At 50.8% G+C, this 620-nt stretch carries 1 protein-coding gene; it reads right to left on the bottom strand.

The genetic code is table 11. The features are described 5' to 3' along the window. Positions 1–131 precede the first annotated feature (131 nt). The gene (locus ABD974_RS17905; protein WP_345304713.1) at positions 132–587 is read right to left on the bottom strand and encodes a hypothetical protein; all 456 of its coding nucleotides are present in this window, start codon (positions 585–587) and stop codon (positions 132–134) included. Positions 588–620 lie beyond the last annotated feature (33 nt).

The following is a 620-nucleotide window of genomic DNA, read 5'->3' as shown; positions in this document are numbered from 1 at the left end:
ACCCGATACCATCACCACAGGACTCACCGCTTGAGTGGCTACAAAATCCGTACGCAGGTCACAGACGCGTGCATGCGTAGCACAAAAGCGCGCGGCTGACGCCACGACACGGGGGCGGCTTGAACGAATGTTTAGCTCTGCCTGATCTGCAATTCATCAGGTTTCGGAAGCACGTCATGAATTCGCTTTAGGTCGTGGTATCCGATCTTGTCTCTATTTGCCAGATCAACTAGAGCGCCAATCACAGATTCAACATCACCCTGCTTCGCTGCAACTCTTTCTTTCCATTCTCCCATTCTGTACTCCGATCTCAGCTCCATGATCCTTGCTCCCGTATTGAAAGTAGCTATGACTGCTTTTAGGGAGGGGTATAACAATGAAAAGGCGATGGCAAATACAAATGGATAAAAAAGACTTTGAGTAGGCCCGGGAAAGACGGAGGTCGTTGCAGCAACAAGATAGACGCCTGTCTTTTTGGAAGTAAGCAACACAACCACCACCTTCCAGTTGCATGCCAGCGCTGCGACGGTGTAGGAACCTAGAAGTGGGCTGGATGCTCTTGACCTGCGTACGGATTTTGTAGCCACTCAAGCGGTGAGTCCTGTGGTGATGGTATCGGG

It is taken from the genome of Lysobacter hankyongensis, assembly GCF_039543145.1.
Taxonomy (GTDB): domain Bacteria; phylum Pseudomonadota; class Gammaproteobacteria; order Xanthomonadales; family Xanthomonadaceae; genus Lysobacter_I; species Lysobacter_I hankyongensis.
The sequence above is the reverse complement of the archived record's forward strand: the minus strand, read 5'-3'. Positions and strand labels throughout refer to the sequence as shown.